Origin of the sequence: Aeromonas sp. ASNIH5 (assembly GCF_002902865.1) — a bacterium.
Lineage (GTDB): Bacteria > Pseudomonadota > Gammaproteobacteria > Enterobacterales > Aeromonadaceae > Aeromonas > Aeromonas caviae.
Genome location: NZ_CP026122.1, coordinates 1,658,819 through 1,673,437, shown reverse-complemented (window position 1 = coordinate 1,673,437; position 14,619 = coordinate 1,658,819). Strand labels below are relative to the sequence as shown.

The 14,619-nt window shown below is 64.7% G+C and carries 10 protein-coding genes and 1 pseudogene; 3 read left to right on the top strand and 8 right to left on the bottom strand.

The annotated features are described in order from the left end of the window. Nucleotides 1-14: 14 nt before the first annotated feature. Both C2U30_RS07480 and C2U30_RS07475 read right to left on the bottom strand, forming a co-directional pair. The gene (locus C2U30_RS07480) at nucleotides 15-1,139 is read right to left on the bottom strand and encodes an anhydro-N-acetylmuramic acid kinase (protein ID WP_103243550.1); all 1,125 of its coding nucleotides are present in this window, start codon (nucleotides 1,137-1,139) and stop codon (nucleotides 15-17) included. Between the two features lie 153 nt (nucleotides 1,140-1,292). Next, entirely contained in the window at nucleotides 1,293-2,603 is a 1,311-nt protein-coding gene (locus C2U30_RS07475; RefSeq protein ID WP_103243549.1) for a peptidoglycan DD-metalloendopeptidase family protein, read from the bottom strand. A 114-nt stretch (nucleotides 2,604-2,717) separates the two neighbouring features. On the opposite strand from C2U30_RS07475, the gene tyrS reads away from it, so the two are divergent. Then, entirely contained in the window at nucleotides 2,718-3,917 is a 1,200-nt protein-coding gene (gene tyrS / locus C2U30_RS07470; RefSeq protein ID WP_103243548.1) for a tyrosine--tRNA ligase, read from the top strand. A 78-nt stretch (nucleotides 3,918-3,995) separates the two neighbouring features. Here the strand turns inward: tyrS and ygjK are convergent, their stop codons facing one another. The 4 genes and pseudogenes from ygjK to C2U30_RS07450 all read right to left on the bottom strand — a co-directional run bounded on the left by ygjK (nucleotide 3,996) and on the right by C2U30_RS07450 (nucleotide 9,451). Beyond that, nucleotides 3,996-6,476 carry an alpha-glucosidase gene (gene ygjK, locus C2U30_RS07465; RefSeq protein WP_103243547.1) on the bottom strand — a complete coding sequence of 827 codons (2,481 nt, stop codon included), beginning with the start codon at nucleotides 6,474-6,476 and terminating at the stop codon, nucleotides 3,996-3,998. Between the two features lie 184 nt (nucleotides 6,477-6,660). Then, nucleotides 6,661-7,473, bottom strand: coding sequence for a helix-turn-helix transcriptional regulator (locus C2U30_RS07460; RefSeq protein ID WP_042865154.1), 813 nt, complete (start codon nucleotides 7,471-7,473; stop codon nucleotides 6,661-6,663). A gap of 13 nt (nucleotides 7,474-7,486) precedes the next feature. After that, a pseudogene (locus C2U30_RS07455) lies at nucleotides 7,487-8,017 on the bottom strand (YbhB/YbcL family Raf kinase inhibitor-like protein); the annotation flags it as partial. A gap of 177 nt (nucleotides 8,018-8,194) precedes the next feature. After that, nucleotides 8,195-9,451, bottom strand: coding sequence for an adenylosuccinate synthetase (locus C2U30_RS07450; RefSeq protein WP_103243546.1), 1,257 nt, complete (start codon nucleotides 9,449-9,451; stop codon nucleotides 8,195-8,197). A 190-nt stretch (nucleotides 9,452-9,641) separates the two neighbouring features. Between C2U30_RS07450 and C2U30_RS07445 the strand changes: the two genes are divergently transcribed. Beyond that, nucleotides 9,642-10,544, top strand: coding sequence for a LysR family transcriptional regulator (locus tag C2U30_RS07445; protein WP_041212603.1), 903 nt, complete (start codon nucleotides 9,642-9,644; stop codon nucleotides 10,542-10,544). A 63-nt stretch (nucleotides 10,545-10,607) separates the two neighbouring features. Here the strand turns inward: C2U30_RS07445 and C2U30_RS07440 are convergent, their stop codons facing one another. After that, entirely contained in the window at nucleotides 10,608-11,963 is a 1,356-nt protein-coding gene (locus C2U30_RS07440; protein WP_103243545.1) for a TAXI family TRAP transporter solute-binding subunit, read from the bottom strand. A 148-nt stretch (nucleotides 11,964-12,111) separates the two neighbouring features. Continuing rightward, nucleotides 12,112-13,251, bottom strand: a complete 1,140-nt coding sequence (locus tag C2U30_RS07435) for a MalY/PatB family protein (protein ID WP_103243544.1) — start codon at nucleotides 13,249-13,251, stop codon at nucleotides 12,112-12,114. A gap of 164 nt (nucleotides 13,252-13,415) precedes the next feature. On the opposite strand from C2U30_RS07435, the gene C2U30_RS07430 reads away from it, so the two are divergent. Next, nucleotides 13,416-14,588 carry an MFS transporter gene (locus C2U30_RS07430; RefSeq protein WP_041212605.1) on the top strand — a complete coding sequence of 391 codons (1,173 nt, stop codon included), beginning with the start codon at nucleotides 13,416-13,418 and terminating at the stop codon, nucleotides 14,586-14,588. Nucleotides 14,589-14,619 lie beyond the last annotated feature (31 nt).

The window sequence follows — 14,619 nt, the reverse complement described above, 5'->3', positions numbered from 1 at the left end:
GCTCGGGAAGCGGCTCAGGCGGGATAGAGGGCGCCCAGCACCGCCGGGCGGCTCGCACCGGTCACCGCAGGCAGGTTGCCCGGCTTTCGCTGGATAAAGCGTTGTGCCAGCCAGGCAAAGGCGGCCCCTTCCACCCAGTCCGGTGCAAGGCCGAGCTGGGCGGTGCTGGTCAGATGCCAGTCGGGCAGCAGGGCAGCAAGCTCCGCCAGCAGCGGGGCGTTGTGGGCGCCGCCGCCGCAGACAAACAGCTCGGGCCGGGTTGGCGCATCACGGTGGGTGGGCAACTGGCGGGCGATGCTGTGGCAGGTGAGGGATTGCAGGGTACGCTGCACATCAGCGGGGGCGTATGCGCAGCCGTCCAGCTCGCCGTCGAGCCAGTCGAGGGTGAACATCTCACGCCCCGTGCTCTTGGGGGCGGGGGCGGCGAAGTAGGGGTGAGCCAGCAACTGCTCCAGCAGCGCAGGAATAAGCTTGCCGCTGGCGGCCCACTGGCCACCGGCATCATAGCTGTCACCGTGTGGATGGTGGCGGCGATACCAGCCATCGAGCAGGGTGTTGGCGGGGCCGGTATCGAAGCCATATACCCCTGAACCCGCCCCCCCGTCGGCCTGGCCGGGCAGCACCGAGATATTGGCAATGCCGCCGAGGTTCAGCACCACCCGCAGGGCACCGGGGCGGGCAAAGAGCGCCTGATGGAAGGCGGGCACCAGGGGCGCCCCCTGACCGCCGAGGGCTATGTCCATGGTGCGAAAATCGGCCACCACGTCGATGCCGGTCAGGGCCGCCAGCAGGGCCGCGTTGCCAATCTGCAGGGTAAAACCGAGGGCTGGGCGGTGGCGTATGGTCTGGCCGTGACTGCCGATGGCGCGAATCTCCTTGGGAGTCAGCGCCGCCTTGGCGAGCAGGGCCTGGGTGGCGGCGGCAAATTCGCGGGCCACCAGGTTGTCGGCGACCCCCATGCGGTCGATTTCGTTCTCCCCCGGGGTGCAGAGGGCGTGCAGCTCGTGGGCGGTCTCCGCTGGCCAGGGATGGCACAGCGCCGCCTCTACTCGAAGCGCTTCCCTATCCATCGTCACCAGCACGGCGTCGATACCATCCATACTGGTACCGGACATCAAGCCTATATAGCGTTCAGTCATGACAACCCCTTTCAATGATGCGGGGGAACGGTTCGATACCATGCCCCGCTCTGGTACCGGACATCCAGCCTATATAGCGCTCAGTCATGACAACCCCCTTTCAATGATGCAGAGGAACGGTCTGATACCGTGTTCCGCCTTGGTCGACAGCGGTCAGCTGTCGTCACCGTTGCCCTTGTTTCTGGCCAGTTGCAGCTCGGGGCTGTCCAGCTTGGCCAGTTGGGGCATGGCCTGGGCCTTGAAGCTGGCCAGCGCCCGCCCGCTGAGAGACTCCGCCTGGGGCAGGTTGAGGGTGCGCGGGTTCTTGTGTACGCCGCCCACCACGAACTCATAGTGCAGGTGCGGGCCTGTGACCCGGCCGGTGCCGCCGAGCAGGCCGATGGTCTGGCCCTGCTTCACTCGCTGCCCCTTGTTGACGGTGCGCTTGGAGAGGTGCAGATACTTGGTCACGTAGTTGCCGGCGTGCTTGATGAAGACGTAGTTGCCGTTGAACTGGTTGTAGCCGGCGGCCACCACGCTGCCGCCGCCCGCCGCCATGATGGGTGTCCCCACCGGCGCCACGTAGTCGATGCCGTTGTGGGGACGCACCTTGCCGGTGACCGGGTGAAGGCGGCGCGGATTGAAGTTGGAGCTGATGTATTTGAAGTTGACCGGCGCGCGCAGGAAGCTCTTGCGCATCGCCTTGCCGTCCGGGGTGTAGTAGTTGCCATCCGTGTTCAGCACGGCACGGTAGATGGCCCCCTGGTTGACGAACTCGGCGGCCAGGATGTCGCCGGAGGCAACCCGCTCGTCATCCTGGTATTTGTCCTGGTAGACCACCCGGAAGCTGTCTCCCGGTTGCAGGTCCTGGGCAAAGTCGATGTCCCAGCCGAAGATGGCGGCGAGATCCATGATCTGGTCTTCCGTCATGCCCGCTTCGACGGCGGCGCCCCAGAAGCTGGAGCGGATTTCCCCCTGGGCCACCTGTTCGCGGGTGTCGAGCTCGATCTTCACCGGCCTGGCCACGAAGCCGTCATCCCGGCGGTTCACCTTGAGCGCCTGCTCCAGGCTGTGGGGGTAATAGAGGCTGTGCAGCTCGCCGCCCTTGGTGAGCTTGAAGGTGAGCTCCTGACCGGGTTTGAGCAGGCGCAGGGTATCCGTGCCCTCGAGCTGGTCGATGAGGTGCAGATCCGTGGTGCTGAGGCCCAGGCGCTGGAAGATGACCCCCATGTTGTCGCCGCTTCGCACCTTCACCTGTCTGGTGACGTAGTGCGGTTTGGGCGGGATGACGGGCTCGGCCCGTGCCAGCTGGGCCTCCTCGTCGACCTGCTGCTCGACGGCCAGTTCGTTGTCGTTGACATCGACCCGGGTGGCGACTGCCTGTTCGCTCGGCCAGGCCGCCAGCATCATCACCATGATGCTCAGGATAAGCACCATCTTGCGGTGCCAGTGAGGGAGAGAGTTGAAGGCGTGCCAAAGGACCATGAGAAGCAGACAAAGTTGAACCCGGAAGAAGGTCGGAGTTTACCGCCTTTCCAATTGGCCCGCCATTCCAGTAATATGTCTGGCCCTGTGGAATCGTGATTGGAGAGTCAAAAAATGTCCCAGCTCGAGGTGGCGCTAGCCGAGATCAAGCGCGGAGCGGAAGAAATTCTGGTTGAAGAAGAACTGATCGCCAAGTTGAAGGAAGGGCGCCCCCTGCGCATCAAGCTGGGGATGGACCCGACCGCGCCGGACATCCACCTGGGTCATACCGTGATCCTCAACAAGCTGAAGACCTTCCAGGATCTGGGCCATGAAGTGATCCTGCTGATCGGTGACTTCACCGCCATGGTGGGTGACCCCTCCGGCAAGAACGCCACCCGTCCGCCGCTCTCCGAAGAGGCCATCAAGCACAACGCCCTCACCTATGCCGAGCAGGCGTTCAAGATCCTCGATCCCGCCAAGACCCGCATCGAGTACAACTCGACCTGGCTGAGCGAGCTGGGCGCGACCGGCATGATCAAGCTGGCGGCCAAGCAGACCGTGGCCCGCATGATGGAGCGCGACGACTTCAAGAAGCGCTACAGCAACGGCCAGTCCATCGCCATTCACGAATTCCTCTATCCGCTGCTGCAAGGCTATGACTCGGTCGCGCTGAAGGCGGACGTCGAGCTCGGCGGTACCGATCAGAAGTTCAACCTGCTGATGGGCCGCGAGCTGCAAAAAGATGCCGGCATGGCGACCCAGTGCGTGCTGATGATGCCGCTCTTGGTGGGCCTGGATGGCGTCAAGAAAATGTCCAAGTCCGCTGCCAACTACATCGGCGTGCACGATGCCCCGGGCGAGATGTTCGGCAAGATCATGTCCATCACCGACGATCTGATGTGGAACTACTACGAACTGCTCTCCTTCCGTCCGCTGGCTGAAATCGAAGAGTTCAAGGCGGGCATTGCTGCCGGCACTCTCAACCCGCGCGACGTGAAGATCTGGCTGGCCAAAGAGATCATCGCCCGTTATCACGACGAGGCGGCGGCCGAAGCGGCCCACGAAGACTTCACCCAGCGCTTCTCCAAGAACGCCATTCCGGACGAAATGCCGGAAGTCGAGCTGGCTTTGGAAGGCGAAGGGCTGGCCATCGCCAACCTGCTCAAAGATGCCGATCTGGTGGCCACCACCTCCGAAGCGCTGCGGATGATCAAGCAGGGCGCGGTCAAGGTTGACGGCGAGAAGCTGGAAGATGGCAAGGCACTCATCGGTGCCGGTACCGCCGTCTACCAGGTCGGCAAGCGCAAGTTTGCCCGGGTGACCGTCAAGTAAGTCGCCATCTCCGGTGCCGCCATAAGAAAGGCCTCCCTTGCGGAGGCCTTTTTGTTGGCTCATTCCTGCAAAGAGGGATCAACCCTCTGTTTTCAGGAAGTTGCGGTAGAGCATGTAGAGGTGGGCCGAGCTCCAGCTGAAGTTGCTGGCCCCCTGCATGGCGCCGGTCTCCGGGTTGTAGTTCTCGCGGATGGGGCCGCTGCCCGCCAGCCCCTCGGCGTTGGCAAACAGCTTGTTGACCAGCGTCTGGGCATCGCTGCGATAGCCGTAGTTCTCCAGTCCCTTCACCCCGAAGTAGAACTGATCCAGCCAGACCCGGCCGCGCCAGTAGATGTCGGGATCGTAGGCCGGGTTGGTCAGCGCCGCCGTGCCGAGCGGCACCTTGGTGTTGAACTCCTGGGTATTGAGCATCACCTCGCGTACCCGCGCCGCCTTCTCCTTGTCCGCCACCTCGGCCCAGAGCGGGCTCCACCCTTCCGGGCCACGGCCGCGGGCGGTCAACAGCTTGCCGACGCAGCCGTTGGCGTCGGGCAGATCCCCCTGGGCTATCTGGCGGTCGTAATAGAAGCCGGAGGCCTCATCGAACAGGCAGCTGTTGATATAACCGGCCAGCTGGGTCGCCCCTTCGCGATAGCGGCTCGCCTCGTCCGGCTTACCGAGCAGTTCGGCCATGTCGGCCAGGATGCGTTTCTCCTTGGCGAGGAAGGCGTTGAGCTCCACCGACTCCTGATCGATGGAGAAGCCGATGAGGCTGCCGTCGTCCTGATGGTTTTCGAAGAAGAAGACGTTCCAGTCCTGGCGCGCCTTGGCCATGTCGCCGCCATAGGTCTTGTCGGCATAGCGCTTGAGCTGATCCGGCTCGATAAAGCCGAAGCGGGCGGCGTTGTCCATGCCGGACTCCCAGCCGGCGCCGTGCTGGGCGCCGATATCCATGTCGGCGTAGCCGCCAACGCTCAATACCTGCTGATAGAGCGCCATGCCGGCGCAGCCATACCAGCCATCTCCCTCATCGGTACAGCTCGACAGATCCAGCCCGGCCGGTGCCCCCGTCGGGTACTGCACCTTGAAGGTGATGTTGCCGAACTCGTCGTTGTGCTCGACGTGGCGGGTGGCGCCATATTCGATGATGCCGTTGCGGTTGTTGTCCCGCGCTCGGTACCACCAGTCGTGATAGGCCTGGATCTTCGGATACATCTCGGCGATGAAGGCCTTGTCCTGGGTGGCGCTGTAGATCTCCCAGATGGCCCAGGCGGAGAGGGGCGGCTTGGTGTCCCGCTCGTTCCAGTTGCCGCCGTCGCCACCGCGATCGGCGAGCTTGTTGTAGAAGACGGCGTCGATCACCATGCCGGCATCCTGCGGACGGACCGGGTCATCGGCCTGGATCTGGTAGTCATACATGGCGCGCACGTTGTTCTTGGCTACCTCGGGGTTGAAGTGGGCCATGGCATAGGCGTGCTTCCAGCTGTCCCAGGCCCAGACCCCGTCGAACCAGCGGGCGGTGTTGGAGGGAGTCACCCCGTCGTGCAGGATGGCACCGGCGGGGGAACGCCAGTTGCCGTTGAGGGTCTCCATCGCCTTGACCGCGATGCGCCGCTCCGACTCCGGGATCCCCTGATTGGAGAGGCCGCGCGCCAGGTAATCCTCCCAGCGGCGGATGGCGTCGTCGAAATGGCTGGCGGGGTCGGCCAGCAGCGCCTGGCGGCTCTGCTCGAAGCGACTCGCGTCAGCACTGCTGTGGACATAGCTCTGCAGGGTGTAGATATCCTGCTGGCCCTTGGCTGCCAGGGTGAGGCTGGCCTCGCTCACGTAGCCGAGCCCCTGCTCGTCGAGGGTGGTGCGACTGGGCAGGGTGCGATCGATGCGGTAGCTGGCGCTGCCGCTTTGCATGATGTTCCAGGTGCTGCGCAGTTTGCCGAACTGGAATGCCACGCCGCGCTCGGTCTGGCTGATGGTGCGGGTCCAGGCGGGGTACTGTTCGGCGACCGTCTTGTTGGCATCCCACTGGTTGAGCAGCTCCCCCTGCCAGTTGAGCTTGAGGGTGAGGGGGGCGTCAGTGTGGTTGATGAGGCGGGTGCGAACCAGCGCAGTGCGGGCATCGCCGTAGCGCAGCTCCAGCTCCAGGGTGAAGGGGTCGAATTCGAAGCGTTGCACCAGCGCCCCCGGGATGGCGTACAGCGCCTGCTTGCTGGCGCTGGTGAGCGGAAAGGCGCGGCCGCTCTCGTCGCTCAGGGTCAGCTTGTCCAATTCGCTTGCGAAGAACAGGCTGTACTCCTCGGCGATGACCATGGGGCCGGTAAAGCCGCCCCACTCGCTGTCGCTGGCGGGCAGCAGGAAGCCGTGCCAGGCGCCGAGATCGAGCAGCGGGTTGTATTTGAGGTTGGCGTAGCTGTCAAAGTCACGGAACTGGAGCGGGGTGCCGCTGCGGTCGATCACGTTCTGATACTGGTTCGCCAGGGTGGCGCTGGGGGCGGCCGGGCTGCTGGAGTCATTGCCGTTGCAGGCAGTGAGGCCGAACAGGGCGACGCTCAGGGTGATGGAAAGTAAATTTTTACGAAACATCTCTCGCTCCAATGGCAGTTTTTGTAGGTTAAGGAAGGTGTTTTTTAGTGATTATTTTAGTGAAAGCGTTTGCGAGAGCCATTATAGGGCGATTTTGACGGGATTATTGGCGCTGTGTCACAGTGCAGGAGGGGCGAGTGTGAGCCGGATCACCCAGTTACACGAGGTTACATAGTCTTATATTTTAGTAATTATTTACTTTTGTGGTGGCAGTCAGCGAGAGAGAGGAGGGGCAGGTACGCAGGTATTGGTGGGGGGTCAGGCCGAACTCCTCCTTGAAGCGCGCGGCAAAGCGGCCGGGGGAGTCGTAGCCACAGGCGAGGGCGGTCTGAAGCGGCGTGAGCCCCTGTTGCAGCAGGGTGAGGGCGTGCCCCAGGCGTACCTGGGTCAGCACCTGGCGAAAGCTGCGTCCCTCGGCGGCCAGCTTGCGGACCAGGGAGGCGCGGCTCATGGCGAAGTGGGTCGCTACCGTCTCCAGCCGGTGATCAAGACCAGGCTCCACGCTGAGGTAACGGGCCAGCCGTTCCCCCAGGGTCATGGTGGTGGCAGGAAAGAGCAGGCCAAGGCCCCCCGCTTCCCTGAGCTCGCCATAAAACCCTTGCAGCAGCTGGGTCTGGGCCGTCTCGCAGAGCTGCCGCTGCGCCATGGTGGTGACGAGATCGAAGCAGAAGGCGAGGGCTGACGTCACCCTGATGGCCGGTGGCTTGAGGAGATCGAGGGTGCTCTCTGCCAGCCACTCGGCCGGTGGCGGGGCCAGCAGGGTGAGCGCCTGGGAGCGAAACGAGCCCTGCTCCGGCTGGTTGACGAAGGTGAGCCGGTGACCCGCCGGGATCAGCAGCCAGCTCTCCTTGTCAAAGGAGAGGCGCTGCTCCCGCCACCACAGCTGCTTGCGGCCCTGCTGCACCCAGATGAGGGTCGGCGCGTAGATGAGCACCCGGCGCAGGGGCTGCTGGCGGATCCCGAAGTAATGATTCAGTTGCAGCAGGGGCGTGCTCATCGGGCGGGCTCCTAGGGGGTGGTGAAAGTGCGGTCAGGGTGGCCTTGCCAAGGGCGAGGCTGTTGAGCATGTAGCCTACCATGGCGGGCGGGGTGTTGGCCTTCACCTCCAGCGCCTTGGGCAGGGCCCAGACGGTGAACTGGTAGCGGTGCATGCCGTGACCGGCGGGCGGGCAGGGGCCGCCATAACCCTGGATACCGTAGTCGGTGCCAAGCTCCAGCCCCTGCTTGATCTTGCCGGAGGCATTGCTCGGCAGCTCGCTCTGGCTGGCCGGCAGGTTCACCACCAGCCAGTGCCACCAGCCGCTGCCGGTGGGGGCGTCCGGGTCATAGGCGGTGATGGCGACGCTCTGGGTGCCGGCGGGCAGGCTCTGCCAGCTCAACTGGGGGGAGCGGTTCTCGCCGCTGCAACCAAAGCCGTTGAAGCTGAAGACCTTGTCCATGGATTCACCCTCGCGGATGTCGGTACTCTTGAGGGTCATGGCGCCGGCGGGCAGAGCCGCGAGGCAGAACAGGGGCAGCAGCGGGATAATGGGGGATCTCATGATGGGCACTCCTTTGTGTGAATATGGCATTCACTCTAAGGGGGCTGGCTCAAAACAGAGTGCCCGTATGGCTCAAATTATGCCATAGAGGTGGCTTTTGTGAGCTGTTCGGGGCTTTTGAGGGGCATAAAAAAACCGGCATCCTGGGATGCCGGTTTTTGGGAGAGGCGAGGGGCCTTAGCGCAGGATCATCTCGTCACGGCCCGGGCCGACGGAGACCATGGGCACCGGCACGCCCAGCAGGGCTTCGATGCGCAGCACATAGTCCTGGGCAGCCTTGGGCAGCTCGGCGAAGGTGCGGCAGGCGCTGATGTCTTCGCTCCAGCTCTCCATCTTCTCGTAGACGGGGGTGAGGGCGGCGGTCTGCGGCCAGATCGGGTTCTCGGTGTGGGCACCTTCGTAGGCCACGCAGATCTTCAGATCCGGCAGACCGGTCAGGCAGTCCAGCTTGGTCAGGGCCACTTCGGTAGCAGCCTGCAGCTCGACGCCGTTCTTGGTGGCGACGGCATCGAAGTAACCCACGTCACGGGGACGGCCGGTGGTGGCGCCGAACTCGTTGGTGATCTTGCGGAACTCGTCCTGGTTCTCCATGGCGGTCAGCAGGGTGCCGGTACCGACGGAGGAGCTGAAGGCCTTGGCCACGGCGATGACGCGCTCCGGGCGCAGGCCCGGCAGACCGCCACCGATGCCGGCGTAGGCGCCGGAAACGTGGGAGGAGGTGACCCAGGGGTATTCGCCGTAGATGAGATCACGGCCGGCACCCAGCTGGGCTTCGAACAGCAGGGTCTTGCCTTCGGCTTGCAGTGCCTTGAGGGGCATGCTGACGTTGCAGACGGCGTCCAGCCAGGGAGCGGACACTTCCAGCAGCCAGTCGGCCATCTCCTGGGCGGTCTGGGTGAATTCGAAGTCCGGATAGAGAGCCTTCATCTGCGGCAGTTTCCAGTCCAGCATGAACTGGATGCGCTCGACCAGCACGTCCGGCTGTTTCAGCCAGCCCACCAGGATCGCCTTTTTCATGACCCGATCACCGTAAGCCGGGGCGATGCCCTGACGGGTGGAGCCGTAGGCGCCGTCACCCAGGCGTTGCTCTTCCAGGGTGTCTTCCAGTGCGTGCAGCGGCAGGCAGAGGGTGGCACGGTCAGAGATGGCGAGCTTGGGCATGACGCCGGAGGCCTTGACCTCTTCCAGCTCGACGGTGAGCTTCTCGGGGCTGATCACCATGCCGGGGCCCAGCACGACCAGGCAATCCGGGTTGAAGACGCCGCTCGGCACCTGGTGCAGCTTGAAGGTGCCCAGATCGTTGACCACGGTGTGGCCGGCGTTGTTGCCGCCCTGGAAACGAATACTGGCGCCAGCCTGGCCTGCCAGATAATCGACGATGCGGCCTTTGCCTTCATCACCCCAGTTAGCACCTACGACTACGATAGACGACATGACTCTTTCTCCTAAGACGTTAGGCGTCCATCCTAGGAGCCCCGTGAGGATTAGAAAAATTAATTATCTTTATAATTCCAATAAGAAAGCCATATAATTCCGGTGCCATTATCGACACCGCACTCCCTTTCGTGGTGCCCGTGCCCTGGCGGCGCTGGCCCTGCCATCGACCCGGGAGAAGAGGACCCCCATGCTGGACATTCACTGGCTGCACACCTTCGTCACCCTGGCCCGGTTGCAGCACTTCGGCCAGACGGCCACCGAACTGCACATGACGCAACCCAATGTGAGCCTGCACCTCAAGAACCTGGAGCAGGCGACCCGGGTCAAGCTGGTGGAGCGCAGCCCGTTTCGCCTGACCCAGGCGGGGGAGCGGCTGCTGCAAAGCGCCGAGCGCGCCATCAACGAGCTGCAACTCTGCCAGTCCGATCTCAATGCCCTGAGCCAGTTGAGCCAGGGTACGCTCGCCATCGCCGCCAGCGACATCATCTCGCGCCTGCTGCTCATCCAGCCGTTCCAGCGCTTCAAGCAGGCCTTCCCCGGCATCGACCTCACCCTGTTCAACACCACCTCGGATCAGGCGGCGGATCTGGTGCGGGCGGGCAAGGCGGATCTGGGCTTCGTGATGGCACAAAAGCGCAGCGAGCCGCTCTTCTACACCGAGTTGCAGCAGGTGACCTGGTGTGCCCTGGGGCACGGCCTGGCCCGCTGGCAGGCGCGGGCCAGCTCGGGAGAGAGCGATCCTCTGGACGAGCCCACCCTGATCCTGCTGGGGCACGACACCCGGACCCGGGCATTGATCGATCCCTCCCTGCCCCTGCTCGGCCTGCCGAGCTGCCGCATCATGGAAGTGGGGAGCGTGGATGCCCAGCTCGACTGGGCCGAGGCGGGCTTTGGCGTCGCCATCGTGCCGGATTTCTCCCTTCACCCCAGGCTCAAGCTGACCGCCCCGGTGACCCGGCTCACCGATTTTCCCGGTACCAGCCTGGGGTACGTGGTGCGCCAGAACCAGGTGCTGTCGCGGGCCATCAAGCAACTGCTGCACTGGGTGGAGGAGGAGATCCAGAATCCGGCGCTGCTGCTGGCGCCGTGACAGGCCAGGCGCCCGTTCCCGATAACCAAGAGGCCACCCCTGGGGTGGCCTCTTGGTTGGTGTTCATTGCCCGGCGGGGGCTGTGGTCCCCACCGCGTGGCTGGGCGGGCTGGCCGACATGGCCTCCGGTGATGGCGCCTCCAGCGGCGTTGCCGCCGAGGCGGGCGCCTCAGGCGGGGTCAGGGGATGGCCTGGCGCCAGGGTTGCGCTGCCCGGTGTGGGCGGCTCGGTCAGGGCCGGGGCCTGGTTGGTGGAGGCCGCCCCCGAACTGGTTGAGAGGGTCGCGGCGGCCGGCTGCTCCGGCAAGGTGTCGGACCCCTCCAGTGGCGCGGTGCCTTCCAGGGGGCCTGTCCCATCGGTCGGTGTGGCCGCGCTGCTCGCCGGGGACAAGGTCGGCAAGGCACCCGATGTCGCCCCGGCACCGGATGCCGTGAGGGTGTCCGCCGGGATGGTGGGCACGGCATCCAGCATGCCGGGATGGAGCAGGGCGATGCTGCCCGCCTGCATGCCTTCCCAGGTGAGGGTGGTCAGTGCCGGATGCAGCCGGGTGAACTGCTTGAGCCGCTCGTTCAGAACGTCCCGCAGGGTGCGCACCTCGCTCTCGGGCAGACTGGCCAGCGCCACCAGTTCGGCGGTGACGGCGAAGGTATTGACGCCGCTTGTCTGCCCCGGATAGAGGTTGGCGCCGATGCGGCTGCGATCATAGTAGGGGTGCTGCTTGAGCAGCTTGTCCACCTGTTCCCCCTCGATGGGAATGAGGCGGGCCTGACAGCGGCCGGTGAGATCGCCGATGGCCTGATTGGGGTGACCGGCGACCACGAAGGCGGCATCCAGGGTGCCGTCACAGAGCCCCTCCAGCCGGTTGCCCGGGGAGATCACGGGCGGGCGGCTGAAGTCGGCGATCCGCCACCCCATGGCATCGAGCAGGGCCCGGCTGGTGACCCTGTCCCCGGAGTTGGGGGCGCCGACATCGACCCGCTTGCCCTTGATGTCGGCCAGGGTGGTGATGTTGCTGGTGGCGCTGGCAATCAGGGTCAGGGACTCCTTGTGGAGCCGCAAGAGGCTGCGCAGCTGATCGTCCGGGGCCTGGCCCGCGAAGGGGCCGCTGCCGTGCACCGCATGGTAGAGCACATCCGACTGCATCAGGGCGAGCTGTACCTCTCCCTTGGCGAGCGCCGCCAGATTGGCGATGGAGCCCGAGGTACTCTGCACCGTGCAGTGCAGGCCGTGGCGGGCACTCTCCTCGTTGAGCAGGCGGCAGATGGCGCCTCCTGTCGGGTAGTAGACGCCGTTGAGGGCCCCCGTGCCGATGGTGACATAGGCGGGGGAGGCGAAGAGGGAGGGCGCCAGCACGGCCGCGAGCCAGGGCAGGGCGGTACGTGACAGACGCAACAGGGCAGAGAAGGCGAATGGGCGCATAGTGGACCGAAACCGTGGCTGAACATGAGGAGGAGGCGGGCTCATCCCGTGATGAGCCTCATCTTATCCGTATCAGACGGGAAGCTGAACGGATTTTACCGCTTTTGCGCGCACCGGGCGGCCTGGGGCCGCCGCCCGGGACGGTTCGCTAGCGGGTCTGGAGAATGGCTTTCTCCATGCGGGCCAGGGCCTCGGTGAGACGGGCCCGGGTGCAGCCAAAGTTGAGCCGCACGAACTGGCCGTTGCCGAACTGGGCACCGGGGGAGAGACCCACGCCCGCCTGTTCGAAGAAGGCGACGGGATCGTCCAGGCCCAGGGCGCTCATGTCGATCCAGGCGAGGTAGGTGGCCTGGTTGCGGGCCAGCTTGACGCCGGGCCAGCGGGCCACGGCCTGCTCGATCAGGGCCAGGTTGCCGGCCAGATAGTCGAGCTGTTCATTCAGCCACTGCTCGCCCCCCTCATAGGCCGCCTCGGCCGCCACGAACCCCAGCAGATTGACGTCGGCGCTGATGCCGCGCATCGCGTGTTGCAGCTTGAGCCGCAGGCGGGCATTGGGGATCACGGCGAAGGAGCAGCACAGCCCCGCGATGTTGAAGGTCTTGCTCGGCGCCATCATGACGGCGGAGCGCTCGGCCGCCTCCGGGCTCAGGGCACCATAGGGGATGTGGCGGGCATCCTTGTCCAGCAGCAGGTCGCAGTGGATTTCGTCGGAGCAGATCACCAGGTTGTGGCGCTCGGCGATGGCGTCGATGGCCAGCAGCTCTTCCCGGGTGAAGACGGTGCCGCCCGGGTTGTGGGGGTTGCACAGCAGCAGCAGATCCGCCGAGGGGGCCTGACGCTCAAGCTCTTCGAGATCCAGCACCCAGCGGCCTTCTTCCTCTACCACGGGGACGGTGAGCAGGGGGCGGTCATTGAAGCCCGGCGCCTGCAGGAAGGGGTAGTAGACCGGCTTGGGGGTGATGATGCCGCGCCCGTGCTGGCTCCAGGCCTTGCAGGCGAGGTTGAGGCCCGGCACCACCCCGGGCAGGAAGACGAGCCATTCGGGCTGGATGGTCCAGCCATAGCGGCTGGCCAGACGCGATACGATGAGTTCGATGAGCCGGGGAGAGGGGCGCGAATAGCCGAAGATGCCGTGGGCGACCCGTTTGGTGAGGGCCTCCAGTACGGCGGGGGGAGAGACGAAGTCGGTGTCTGCGACCCACATGGGCAGGACATCCTGATCCTTGTATTTGTCCCATTTCAGGCTCATGGTACCGCTGCGATCTATTTCCCGGTCAAAATCAAACATGTTAAATCCTTGTACTGGCGCTGGATGGGCTTCCAATGTACGGACTTGGACGCCCCCCCGCAACCCTTGAGGTGGCTGTTGATAATGGCATAAAATAGCCGCCGCCATACGCCAAGCCCGCCCGCATCTGGCTCCTTTTTTTCTTCCATATCAATGGTATCTCTATGAGTTTGCTGTCTGCTGCCCGCAAGAGGCCGGATCCCGTCTCTCTCTCGTTTCTCGCCGTGACCTTCATGACCGGGGTGGCGGTGGCGCTGCAGGTGCCGACCTTGAGCCTGTTTCTGGCCGAGGAGGTGCAGGTGCGCCCCTTCCTGGTGGGGCTCTTCTACACGGTGAACGCGGTGATCGGCATCCTCATCAGCCAGTGGCTCGGCCACCGCTCCGACAACAAGGGGGATCGCAAGCAGCTGATCCTGCGCTGCTGCTTCGCCGGCATCGTGCTCTCCCTGCTGTTTGCCTGGAACCGGCAGTACTGGTTGCTGGTGAGCCTGGGGGTGCTGCTGGCGAGCCTGACCGCCACCGCCAGCCCGCAGCTGTTCGCCCTGGCGCGGGAATACGCCGACAGCCGCAACAAACAGGCCGACATGTTCAGCTCGGTGCTGCGGGCCCAGTTCTCCCTGGCCTGGGTGATCGGGCCGCCCATCGCCTTCGCGCTCGCCATCGGCTACGGCTTCAAGGTGATGTATCTGGCCTCGGCGCTGGCCTATGTCATCTGCGCCTTCGTGGTGTGGCGCTGGCTTCCCTCCCTGCCGCTGCCGGTGATGGACAGCGAGGTGGAGCGGGTGAGCAGCTGGCGGGATCCGTCGGTGCGGGCGCTCTTCATCGCCTCCACCCTGATGTGGACCTGCAACAGCATGTACCTCATCAACATGCCCCTCTACATCACCCGCGAGCTGGGGCTGGAGGAGAAGCTGGCCGGTTTGCTGATGGGCACGGCGGCGGCCCTGGAGATCCCCTTCATGCTGCTGGCGGGCTACTACACCCGGCGCTTCGGCAAGCGGCCCATGATGCTGCTGGCGGTGCTGGCCGGGGTCGGTTTCTATGGCGGTCTCGTGACCCTGTCGAGCCAGCATGCCCTCATTGCGCTGCAACTGCTCAATGCCATCTTCATCGGCATCGTGGCCGGCATCGGCATGTCCTATTTCCAGGACTTGATGCCGGGGCGCGCCGGGGTGGCGACCACGCTCTTTTCCAACAGCATCCGCACCGGCTCCATCATGGCGGGGGCCATCGCGGGGACGGTGGCGGAGCTCTGGAGCTTCCACGGGGTCTTCATGGTGGCGGCGGCCCTGGCGCTGATGGCGCTGGCCGCCTGCTGGCGGGTCCCCAACGTATAGGGGATGCAAAGGGGAGCCGATGCCCGGATGT